This is a genomic window from uncultured Nocardioides sp. (assembly GCF_902805925.1).
GTDB lineage: Bacteria > Actinomycetota > Actinomycetes > Propionibacteriales > Nocardioidaceae > Nocardioides.
Genome location: NZ_CADCUP010000056.1, coordinates 1 through 10363 on the forward strand (window position 1 = coordinate 1; position 10363 = coordinate 10363).

9 protein-coding genes and 1 tRNA gene are annotated in these 10363 nt (G+C 74.3%); 3 read left to right on the plus strand and 7 right to left on the minus strand.

From position 1 onward, the window contains the following. Positions 1 to 229 precede the first annotated feature (229 nt). Positions 230 to 964 (plus strand): YqjF family protein, encoded by a 735-nt coding sequence (locus QZX64_RS04025; protein WP_295657172.1) that lies wholly within the window; start codon positions 230 to 232, stop codon positions 962 to 964. A 3-nt stretch (positions 965 to 967) separates the two neighbouring features. On the opposite strand, the gene QZX64_RS04030 is transcribed toward QZX64_RS04025, so the two are convergent. The 3 genes from QZX64_RS04030 to QZX64_RS04040 are packed head-to-tail and all read right to left on the minus strand — an operon-like array spanning position 968 to position 4068. Further along, on the minus strand, positions 968 to 1726 hold the full coding sequence (locus tag QZX64_RS04030; protein WP_295657174.1) for a decaprenylphospho-beta-D-erythro-pentofuranosid-2-ulose 2-reductase: 759 nt from the start codon (positions 1724 to 1726) through the stop codon (positions 968 to 970). 9 nt (positions 1727 to 1735) lie between these two features. Then, complete coding sequence (locus QZX64_RS04035; protein ID WP_295657176.1) at positions 1736 to 3115, minus strand: FAD-binding protein; 1380 nt, start codon at positions 3113 to 3115, stop codon at positions 1736 to 1738. Further along, on the minus strand, positions 3112 to 4068 hold the full coding sequence (locus QZX64_RS04040; RefSeq protein WP_295657178.1) for a decaprenyl-phosphate phosphoribosyltransferase: 957 nt from the start codon (positions 4066 to 4068) through the stop codon (positions 3112 to 3114). Before QZX64_RS04040 ends, QZX64_RS04035 begins: the two co-directional genes overlap by 4 nt. A 122-nt stretch (positions 4069 to 4190) precedes the next feature. On the opposite strand from QZX64_RS04040, the gene QZX64_RS04045 reads away from it, so the two are divergent. Further along, the gene (locus QZX64_RS04045) at positions 4191 to 6062 is read left to right on the plus strand and encodes an arabinofuranosyltransferase (RefSeq protein WP_295657179.1); all 1872 of its coding nucleotides are present in this window, start codon (positions 4191 to 4193) and stop codon (positions 6060 to 6062) included. 55 nt (positions 6063 to 6117) lie between these two features. Continuing rightward, positions 6118 to 6759, plus strand: a complete 642-nt coding sequence (locus tag QZX64_RS04050) for a histidine phosphatase family protein (RefSeq protein ID WP_295657181.1) — start codon at positions 6118 to 6120, stop codon at positions 6757 to 6759. 49 nt (positions 6760 to 6808) lie between these two features. On the opposite strand, the gene QZX64_RS04055 is transcribed toward QZX64_RS04050, so the two are convergent. The 4 genes from QZX64_RS04055 to QZX64_RS04070 form a co-directional block, all read right to left on the minus strand. After that, positions 6809 to 6882: transfer RNA gene (locus QZX64_RS04055), tRNA-Phe, on the minus strand. Between the two features lie 54 nt (positions 6883 to 6936). Next, a complete protein-coding gene (locus QZX64_RS04060) occupies positions 6937 to 7317 on the minus strand; it encodes a MarR family winged helix-turn-helix transcriptional regulator (RefSeq protein ID WP_295657182.1) in 381 nt (126 codons plus the stop codon). A gap of 85 nt (positions 7318 to 7402) precedes the next feature. Continuing rightward, positions 7403 to 9844: a phosphoketolase gene (locus tag QZX64_RS04065; protein WP_295657184.1), complete on the minus strand. Its 2442-nt coding sequence runs from the start codon at positions 9842 to 9844 to the stop codon at positions 7403 to 7405. Positions 9845 to 9945: 101 nt separating this feature from the next. After that, positions 9946 to 10363, minus strand: a 418-nt coding sequence (locus QZX64_RS04070; RefSeq protein WP_295657186.1) for a sulfite exporter TauE/SafE family protein, incomplete at its 5' end; no start/stop codon positions are given.

Genomic DNA, 10363 nt, shown 5'->3' on the forward strand with positions numbered 1-10363 from the left:
AACATTGGCCAGGCGGGCGGTGTCGCCGTCGACCTCCACGGTCGCCGCGACGAACGGCGCCACCGCGTCGAGCCCGTGCGGCCCGGGGCCGGACGGTCGGCGGCCGGTGGCCGGCGAGACGAGGTCGATCGGGCGCAGCCGGGCCACGATGCCGAAGGCGGGGAGCACGCGCACAGCCTGCTACACCCGCGCCGGCCACCGGCTACCGGCCACCGGCAAGGATCGGGGCATGGTCGACGTCGAGCCGCTCAGCAGCACGGCACCCGCGCTCCGCCCGCCGGTGCTGATGAACCAGGACTGGCGCGACCTCACCTTCCTGCACTGGGCGGTCGAGCCGGACCGCGTGGCACACCTGATGCCGCCGGGCGTGCGGCCGGACGTCCACGACGACGGGGCGACGTACGTCGGGCTCGTGCCCTTCCGGATGGTCGACGCCGGACCCGGACGGCGTGCGCGCGTGCCGTGGCTCGGCAGCTTCCTGGAGACCAACGTGCGCCTCTACTCCCGCGACGCGCGAGGCCGGCGAGGCGTCGTCTTCCTGAGCCTCGACGCCGACCGGCTGCTCGTGGTGCTCGGTGCCCGCGCGGGGTTCGCGGTGCCCTACCGGTGGGCACGGATGAGCCACGCGGAGGTCGAGGGGGTGCACACCTACCGGGCGACGCTGCGGTGGCCGGGGGCGCGCGCGAGCAGCGAGGTGTCGGTGCGCGTCGGTGCCGCCCGGGAGGCGACCCCGCTCGACCACTTCGTCTCCGAGCGCTGGCGGCTGCACACCAGCGTCCTGCGGCGCCCGGTGGCGGTGCACAACACCCACGAGACCTGGCCGCTGCACGACGCCGAGGTCGTGCGGCTCGACGACGGGCTGCTCGGGTCCGTCGGCTTCCACGACCTCGCCGGGCGTGCGCCCGACCATGTCGCCTTCAGCCCGGGCGTGCACGCGCAGCTCGGGCTGCCGCGCCCGGTGTGAGGGTCAGATCGGCAGGCGGCGGAAGACCGGGCGGGGCAGGTGCCGCAGCACCGACATGACCGGGCGCATCGTGCCCGGCACCCACACCTGCTCCTTGCGGGCGTCGACGGCGCCGAGCACGGCGGCGGCCACCGACTGCGGGTCGGTGGCCAGGGGAGCGGGGTCCAGGCCCTCGGTCATCTTGGAGCGGACGAAGCCCGGTCGGACGACGAGGACGTGGCCGCCGTGCTCGCGCAGCGCCTCGCCGAGCCCGGTGTAGAAGGCGTCGAAGCCGGCCTTGGTCGAGCCGTAGACGAAGTTGGAGCGGCGGGGCCGCTCGCCGGCCACGCTGGACAGCGCGACGACGACCCCGTGGCCCTGCTGCCGGACCAGCGCGCCCAGGGCGATGCCGGCGGCCACCGGCCCGACGTAGTTGACCTCGGCCAGCTCCACGCCGGCGGCCACGTCGGTCCACGACCGCTCGTTGTCGCCGAGCAGGCCGTAGGCGACGACGGCCACGTCGACGTCCCCGCCCTCGGCGGCCGCGCGGACCGCCGCCTCGTGCGACTCCGCCGAGCGCGCCTCCAGGTCCACGGGCCGCACCGTGCAGCCCGCGGCCTCGAGCCGGTGGGAGGCCTGGTCCCGCCGGGCCGACGGCCGGGCGGCCAGCGTGACGCGCAGCCCCGGCGTGCGGGCGGCGTACGCCTCGGCCACCGCCAGCGCGATGTCGGAGGTGCCGCCCAGCAGGAGCAGCGAGCGGGGTCGTCCGGTGGCGTCGATCACAGCGCTCCTTCAGGGTCGGTCGAGCAGGCGGCGGGAGAGGTCGGACACGAGGATGCCATCGGGGTCCACCGCGGCCCGCACCGCGCGGAACTCCTCGAGGCGGGGGTACATCCGCTCGAGGTGGCCCTCCGGCATCCGGGCGTCCTTGGCGAGGTAGACCCGGCCGCCGGCTGCCAGCACCAGGTCGTCGAGGTCGCGGAAGAGCTCGTCGAGACCCGGGCCGACGGGCAGGTCGACGGCGAGGGTCCAGCCCGGGGCCGGGAAGGAGATCAGGCCCCGGTTGGTCGGGCCCATCCGCTTCAGCACGTTGAGGCACGACGGCCGCCCGGACCGCGCGATGAGCCGGACCGCCCGCCGGAAGGCGTCGACCTCGGCGAAGGGCACGACGAACTGGTACTGGCAGAAGCCGCGCGGTCCGTAGACCCGGTTCCAGTCGCGCACGCCGTCGAGCGGCTGGAAGAAGGCGCCGATGCCGTGCACGCCGGTGGTGGGCCGCGACGGCGCCTTGCGGAACCACAGCTCGTTGAAGGCCAGTCCGCTGGCGCGGTTGACCAGACCGCCGGGCACGACCGGGAACGAGGGCCCGGCCGTCGACGGCAGGCGCACCGGGTGCCGGGCCAGCTTCGCCGGCAGGTCGTCGAGCGTGGCGAGGCGGCCGCGGGTCAGCACGGCCCGGCCCAGCCGCGAGCCGCGGGCCATCGCGTCGAACCACGCCACGGAGTACGGCAGGGAGGGGTCGTCGCCCTCCGCCAGCCGCTCGAGCAGCTGGTCGAGGTCGCGGCAGCGCTCGGTCTCCACGACGGCGTACGACGTCTCGGCGCGGATGCACGCCAGCGTCGCGCGGACCACGACACCGGTCAGGCCCATGCCTCCGACGGTGGCCCAGAAGAGCTGCGCGTCCGGGCCGTCGGGCGTCAGGGTGTGCAGCTTCCCGTCGGGCGTGACGAGGTCGAGGTCGATGACGTGGTCGCCGAAGGAGCCCGAGACGTGGTGGTTCTTGCCGTGCACGTCGGCGGCGATCGCACCGCCGACGGTGACCTGCCGGGTGCCGGGGACGACCGGCAGCCAGAGCCCGAGCGGCAGCAGCACCCGGGTGAGCCGGTCGAGGTCGACCCCCGCCTCGACCCGGACGAACCCGCCGTCGGCGTCGACCGTGAGCACGCGGTCGCACCCGGTCATGTCGAGCACCAGGCCGCCGGCGTTCTGCGCGGCGTCACCGTAGCTGCGGCCCAGCCCGCGGGGCAGCAGGCCGCGCGCGGGTGCGTCGGAGGAGAGCAGCGCCACGACGTCGTCGGGCGTGCGCACCCCTGCCACCTCGGACACGACGGGGGCGGTGCGGCCCCACCCGGTGAGGCGGCGGCGGGCAGCGGCCGGGTGGAGCGCCGTCACGCGAGCACGATCGCCACGGACAGCGGCACCAGCCAGAGGGCGCCCAGCCCCTGCAGCACCCGGTCCCCGAAGATGACGGCCTCGGGGGCTCCGGCGGCGCCGACCCGGACGTGGGCGGCGTACCGCAGCACACCGGCGGCGAAGAGCGGCACCGAGGCCATGGACCACAAGAAGGCGCTCGTGCCCGTGGGTGCGAGACCCGTGGCCGCCACGGAGTACCCCAGGGCGGCGGTCGAGGCAGCCAGCACCCACACCACGCGCAGCCAGCGCAGCGAGTAGCCGGCCAGGCTGCGACGGGTGCCCGCCGAGGCTCCCAGCTCGCGCATCTCCGAGTACCTCTTCCCGGCGATCATGAACAGTGCGGCCAGCCCGACGACCGCCACGAACGGCACCGACAGCTCGACCGCCGCGGCCACCCCGCCCGCGACCACGCGGAGCACGAAGCCGCTCGCGACGGTGAGCATGTCGAGACCGGGCACGTGCTTGAGGTGGAACGAGTAGGCGACCTGGACCGAGAGGTAGGTGACCAGCACGGCCGCCAGGCCGGGCGCCCACCACAGTGCCAGGGCCAGGCCCCCGACAGCCAGTGCCGACGAGGCGGCCAGGGCGGTGCGGATCGGCAGCTCGCCGCTCGCGATGGGGCGCCGGCACTTGACCGGGTGGCAGCGGTCGGAGTCGACGTCGCGCACGTCGTTGGCGAGGTAGACCGCCGCCGAGACGGCGCAGAAGGTGACCAGGGCGACCAGGGCGCCGGGCAGGACCGCCCGGTCGGACAGCAGGTGGCCGCCGATCGCCGGGGCGGTGAGGACCAGCAGGTTCTTGGTGACGGCCTGGCGCGGTCGGCACCCGCGCACCACGGCACGCAGCAGCCGCGAGCGCTCCACGGTGCGGCGCCGGACGGGCGCGGGCACGGTCGTGGTGGCGGGGGAGGGGCGGGGCTGCGATCCCGGCATGGCAGACCTTTCCGTTGACGTGGGAGCCCCAGGGGTACCCCATCGCCACGACGGCTAACGTGGCCGCCGCCCCGTCCGAGTGTGTTGTTCGGCACGGGACCGACGGAGCACGAAGGAGCCGGATGCTGCTGCGGCCCGCCCTGCTGGTGGTCGCGACCCTGCTCGGGTCGGCGGCCGTCGCCGTGCTCGTCGAGGTGGCCGGGGTGCGCGTCACCGACCCCGACTGGCGGGGTCGGGTGGTGCTCGCACTGACGCTGGGCGCCGGTCTCGCCGGCTTCGGCGTGGCCCTGCTGGCGCGTCGGCGGCCGACCCTGGCCGCCGACGCGGGGGCGGTGGCGGCGGGCGTGCTCCTGGCGGCGATGGGCACCACGGCGCTGCACGGCACCCGCTGGGGGTGGTTCGGCCTGTACAGCGACTCCTCGTTCCGCACCCAGATGGCCACCCGGTACGCCGACACCGCCGCGCTGGTCGACTACGGCTACCTCGACCTGCCGGCGTACTACCCGCCCGCGCTCGGCTGGATCGAGGGCCGGGTGGCCGCCGTCGCCGGCATCGCCGGCTGGGAGGCGGTGAGGCCGGTGCAGCTGGTCGTGGCGGTGCTGGTGCCGCTCGCGGCGTACCTGCTGTGGCGACCGGTCGCCGGCGCCCTGCCCGCCGCGGCGGTCGCCGGCCTGACCACCGTCTGGACGGCCCACCCGCAGAAGCCCGACGAGTGGCTGGTGCTCGCCTGCCTGCTGCCGTGGTGGCTGCTCGTCGTGCGCGACGTCCGGGCCCCGGGCGTCGACCGGTGGGCGGTGTGGCGGCCAGGCCTGGTGCTCGGGCTGCTCCTCCTGGTCCACACCTACTGGTTCCTGCCGTTCGGTGTCGCGACCCTGCTGGCCCTCGCCTACGACGCGGTCCGGGCCCGTCGCGGCGGTCGCACCCGGCTGCCCTGGGGTCGCGCGCTGGCGATCGGTGTGATCGGGCTCGCGGTCTCGGCCGTGTCGTGGCTGCCGCTCGTGCTGGCGCGACTGCGCCTGCCGTCCGACAGCCTGCAGCTGCGGTACGCCGTCCCGGGCGGTCACGCCCCGCCGTGGCCGACGCCGACCGACCCGCTCGGGGTCCTCGGCCTGCTCGGCATCGCCTGGCTCGCGTGGGCCGGGTGGCGGTGGCTGCGCGGCCGGGCCGTCGACGAGCTCGCCGGTGCGCTCGCGCTGGCCCTGGCCGGCGCGCTCGCCACGCTCGGGCTCGGGGCTCTCGCCGCGTCGTACGACATCGGGATCCTGGCCTTCAAGACGCGCGACGCGGTCACCCTGCTCCTCCTCGTCTGCGGGGTGCTCGGCGTCGCCGACGCCGTGCGCGCGCTGGGCCGGTCACACGCCCCGCGGGGGATCGCCGCCGCTGCGACGGTGGCGCTCGCCGCGGTCGCCGGGGGAACGGCGGGCCACCACGTCGCCGCCGAGTGGTCCACCGAGGCGCCCGCGCTGGTGGCGCAGACGACGCGCTACCCCGACGGCGACGTGCCGACCGGCGAGCCGACCGACGAGCCGTTTTACCCCACGCTGTTCGTGGACCCGACCGACCCGTCGGTCGAGCAGGTGCGGGCCGCCTGGCTCGGGCTGCGCCCGGACGTGCCCCTGGACGAGGCGGTGCTGGTCACCACGCAGGTCGACCTGCTGGCCACGACGCCGGTGCACTGGTTCCTGGCCACCAAGAGCATCTACTCCCACCCCAACGGGCGCTTCGAGGACCGCGTCGCCCTGCTCGAGCAGGTGGCCGCCTGCCCGGACCCGGCGTGCGCCGCGGACCTGCTGCGGGACAACGACCTCGACGAGGTCGACGGACTGGTCCTGCAGCGCGACGGCGACCTCCTCCGACTGCCGTTCATGGTGGACACCTTTCCCGACCGCACCCGTCGGTCAGGCGTCGCCTTCCCCGACGAGGTGCTGCGGGGGCCGGAGTTCGAGCGGCGTGAGCTCGGCCGGATCGTGGTGGTGGCGCTGACGGGACCCTGACGGGGTACCGGCGTCCCGGCGGCACAGCGACGAGGCAGGCAGACGGAGGACAGGCGTGACCACGACGACGACGGTGCACCTGGTGCGCCACGGTGAGGTGCACAACCCCGAGGGGGTGCTGTACGGGCGACTGCCCGGCTACCCGCTCTCCGACCGCGGGCTGGCGATGGCCGACCGGGTGGCCGAGGCCCTCGCGGGCCGCGACGTCCGGCACCTGGTCGCCTCCCCCCTGGAGCGCACCCGCCAGACCGCGCAGCCGCTGGCGGACCGGTTGGGCCTGCCCGTGGGCGTCGACGAGCGGATCGTGGAGGCCGGCAGCCGCCTCGAGGGCCGGCGGCTGGCCGGCGGGCGTGGCGTGCTCCGCGCCCCCGCTGCCTGGCGCCACCTGTGGAACCCGGTGCGACCGTCGTGGGGCGAGCCGTACGGCGAGGTGCTGGCGCGGATGTTGCGTGCGGTGAGCGCGGCCCGCGAGTTCGCCCGCGGGCACGAGGCCGTGCTGGTCTCCCACCAGCTGCCCATCTACGCGACGCGTCGGCACCTCGAGGGCCGTCGCCTGCTGCACGACCCGCGCCGGCGTCAGTGCTCGCTGTGCTCGATCACGTCGCTGCACTTCGAGGACGACGTCGTCGTGGAGGTGGCGTACTCCGAGCCGGCCGGAGACCTGCTGCCCGTCAAGGCCCAGCCGCCCGGCGCCTGAGACGACCGAAGCGCCCGGTCGGGACGTGACCGGGCGCCTCGGGTGCTTGTGGGCAGGGGCGGGGTCGAACCGCCGACCTTCCACTTTTCAGGCGGACGCTCGTACCAACTGAGCTACCTGCCCAAGCGGGTGAAACCTTACACGGGGCCGCCGGCGACGAACGAGGGTGGCCGCTGCTCAGGGCTGCTCGGCCTCGACCACCCGGGACAGCGCCCCGGAGATGACGCTGATCTCCTGCCGTGAGAGGTGGTCGAGGTAGTGGTCCCGGACCGCCCCGAGGTAGTGCGGGGCAGCGCCAGGGAGCCGGCGGCGACCTTCGGCCGTGATGGCGGCGAAGGACGAGCGCCTGTCGTCGGGATGCGGCTGACGCTCCATGAGCCCCTCGCGCTCGAGCTCGGAGACGACCCGGCTGACCCGCTCGCGGCTGACGACGGCCTGCCGCCCGAGCTCGGTCATCGTGAGCCTGCGGTCCGGAGTGGCGTCGACGACCAGGAGGACGTCGTACCAGGTGAGGGGGATGCCGGTCACGGTCAGCGCGCGTTCCAGCTTGGGAAGCACGGCGGCGTGCGCGCGCACATGATCACGTGTCCTGAGGATGCTGACGACCGGCCGGTGGCGGCAGGCCGGCCCGCCGGGATCCGCCTCAGCCCTCCGGGCCGGTGCGCTCGGGGGCCTCGGTGGTGACCTCCGGCCCGGGTGCCGCCGACCAGCTCCAGTCCCGCACCTCGGGCAGGTCCTCGCCGTGGGTGCGCACGTGGATGCGGTGCTCGACCAGCTTGTTCTTCAGGGCCTCGCGTGCCGACCCCGAGACCCCGCGCAGCCGCGGCACCCGGTCGATGACGTCCATGGCGAGGTCGAAGCGGTCCAGCTGGTTGAGGACGGTCATGTCGAAGGGCGTCGTGGTGGTGCCCTCCTCGACGAAGCCGCGGACGTGGAGGTTGTGGTGGTTGAGCCGCCGGTAGGTCAGCCGGTGGATGAGCCACGGATAGCCGTGGTAGGCGAAGATCACCGGCTTGTCGGTGGTGAACAGGGCGTCGAAGTCGCTGTCCGAGAGCCCGTGCGGGTGCTCGCGGTCGTCCTGGAGCCGCATCAGGTCCACGACGTTGACGAAGCGGATCCGCAGGTCGGGGAAGTGGTCGCGCAGGATGTCGACGGCCGCCAGCGCCTCCATGGTGGGCACCTCGCCGGCGCACCCCATCACCACCTCCGGCTCGTCGCCGTGGTGGGTGCTGGCCCACTCCCAGATGCCGATGCCCTTGGTGGCGTGGACGACGGCCTCGTCCATGGACAGGTACTGCAGCGCGGGCTGCTTGCCGATCACCATGACGTTGACGTACTGCCGGCTGCGCAGGCAGTGGTCGGCCACGGAGAGCAGGGTGTTGGCGTCCGGCGGCAGGTAGACCCTGACCACGTCGGCCTTCTTGTTGATCACGTGGTCGATGAACCCCGGGTCCTGGTGGGAGAAGCCGTTGTGGTCCTGCCGCCAGACGTGCGAGGTGAGCAGGTAGTTCAGGGAGGCGATCGGCTGGCGCCAGGTGAGGTCGTTGCTGGTCTTGAGCCACTTGGCGTGCTGGTTGAACATCGAGTCGACGATGTGGACGAACGCCTCGTAGCAGGAGAAGAGGCCGTGCCGGCCGGTCAGGAGGTAGCCCTCGAGCCACCCCTGGCACGTGTGCTCCGACAGCATCTCCATCACCCGCCCGTCGGGCGCCAGGTGGGTGTCGTACGGCTCGGTGTGCGCGTTCCACGTGCGCTCGGTCACCTCCAGCACGTCCTGGAGCCGGTTGGAGTTGTGCTCGTCGGGGCTGAACATCCGGAACCGGTCGCCGTTCGCCGCCATCACGTCGCGCAGGAAGCCGCCGAGCACCTGGGTCGCGCTCACGGCGCCGGTGCCGGGATCGGGCACCTCGACCGCGTAGTCCCGGAAGTCCGGCATGCGCAGCGCCCGCAGCAGGGTGCCGCCGTTGGCGTGCGGGTTGGCGCTCATCCGGCGCACGCCCGACGGCGACTGCGCGCTGACCAGCTCGGACGGGGCGCCGGAGTCGTCGAAGAGCTCGTCGGGCCGATAGCTGCGCATCCAGGTCTCCAGCACGCGCCGGTGGCCGTCGTCGCCACGGGCGTCGGCGAACGGCACCTGGTGGGACCGCCAGAACCCCTCGACCCGCTGGCCGTCCACCTCCTTCGGCCCCGTCCAGCCCTTGGGGGAGCGCAGCACGATCATCGGCCAGGGGCGACGGGGCACCGGCCGCCGCGCCGCCCGCGCCTCGGCCTGGAGCTCGCGGATCTCGTCGAGGCAGTGGTCCAGGGTGGCGGCGAAGGCCTGGTGCATCGAGGTCGGGTCGTCGCCCTCCACGACGTACGGCGTGTGGCCGTGGCCGCGCAGCAGGGCGTCGAGCTCCTCGGGGTGGATCCGGGCGAGCACGGTCGGGCTGGCGATCTTGTAGCCGTTGAGGTGGAGGATCGGCAGGACGGCACCGTCGCGCCGCGGGTCGACGAACTTGGTGGAGTGCCACGAGGTCGCCAGCGGCCCGGTCTCCGCCTCGCCGTCGCCGACCACCGCCGCCACGACGAGGTCGGGGTTGTCGAAGGCGGCGCCGTACGCGTGCGACAGGGCGTAGCCGAGCTCGCCGCCCTCGTGGATGGACCCGGGCGTCTCGGGTGCCACGTGGCTGGGGATCCCTCCCGGGAACGAGAACTGGGTGAAGAGCCGGCGCAGGCCCCGCTCGTCGAGGGCCACCTCGGGGTAGAGCTCGCTGTAGGTGCCGTCGAGGTACGCCCCGGCCACCGCCGCCGGTCCACCGTGCCCGGGACCGAACACGTACATCAGGTCCAGGTCGCGCGCGCGGATGACCCGGTTGAGGTGCGTGTAGACGAAGTTGAGCCCGGGCGTCGTGCCCCAGTGCCCGAGGAGGCGTGGCTTGACGTGCTCGGGCAGCAGCGGCTCGCGCAGCAGCGGGTTGTCCATGAGGTAGATCTGGCCCACGGAGACGTAGTTCGCCGCGCGCCACCGGGCGTCCAGGGCCCTGACCTCCGTGCGCGAGAGCGGCTTGCCGCCGACGGTGCTGCGCGTGCGGGTACGGGCCATCTCGGGCACCTCGTGTTCCTGGGCGGTGGGGCCCATGGTGGCACTCCCGGTCCGGCCCGGCCAGGGGTCGGCGCGCCCGTTCGTCCCCACGTCCCGTCCGGTCAGGCCAGCAGCACGACCGCTGCGGTGAGTCCCGCGACGACGATGAGCGCGCGCAGCAGGGTCGGCGGGATCCGGCGCCCGATCCGCGAGCCGACGTAGCCGCCCACCACGGAGCCGAGGCCCAGCAGCATGATGGCCCGCCAGTCCAGGTCGGCGATGACCAGGAAGATGAGCCCGGCGACGATGTTGCCCGCCATCACGGCCACGGTCTTGAGGGCGTTGAGGATGCGCATCTCCACGTCGAGACCGAGCCCGAGCACGGCCATCGCCATCACGCCCGAGCCGGCGCCGAAGTAGCCGCCGTACACCCCGGTGAGGCCGGTGAGGAACGTGGTCGCCGGCGACATCCGGGTGCGCTCCTCGGGGGCCGGCCCCTCGTGGCGCGAGCGCACCCACCGCGAGATGGGCGGCTGCGCT